Source organism: Haloarcula sp. CGMCC 1.2071, assembly GCF_037078445.1.
GTDB lineage: Archaea > Halobacteriota > Halobacteria > Halobacteriales > Haloarculaceae > Haloarcula > Haloarcula amylolytica.
This window is the reverse complement of the sequence record NZ_JAYMGY010000062.1, coordinates 1-555: the sequence shown is the minus strand read 5'-3', so window position 1 is coordinate 555 and position 555 is coordinate 1. Positions and strand designations below refer to the sequence as shown.

Genomic DNA, 555 nt, shown 5'->3' with positions numbered 1-555 from the left:
AACCTGACCGTCATTACTACTGTCGGGACCGGTGAGATGTCCGGCGTTGAGTCCAATTAAACCGCAGGCTCCTCCGGTTGTGGTGCTCCCCCGCCAATTCCTTTAAGTTTCATCCTTGCGGACGTACTTCCCAGGCGGCTCGCTTATCGTCTTCACTACGGCACATCACGTGCTCATGGCGCGTGACATACCTAGCGAGCATTGTTTACAGCCAGGACTACCCGGGTATCTAATCCGGTTCGAGACCCTGGCTTTCGTCCCTCACTGTCGGGTCCGGTCTCTCAACGTGGTTTCCCCATTGGTGGTCCGTCCAGGATTACAGGATTTCACTCCTACCCCGGACGTACCCGTTGAGTCTCTCGGCCCCAAGCTGTGTAGTTTCCACCGGACGCCGACCAGTTGAGCTGGTCGATTTCCCAATGGACTTACACAGCAAGCTACGGACGCTTTAGGCCCAATAATATCGGCCATCACTTGGACTGCCGGTATTACCGCGGCGGCTGGCACCGGTCTTGCCCAGTCCTTGTTCCTGTACCACCTTACGGTACAGAAAAG

The 555-nt window shown here is 56.2% G+C and carries 1 rRNA gene; it reads right to left on the bottom strand.

Features of this window, described 5'->3' with window-relative positions:
• Positions 1-555 (bottom strand): 16S ribosomal RNA (locus VI234_RS21225); the annotation flags it as partial.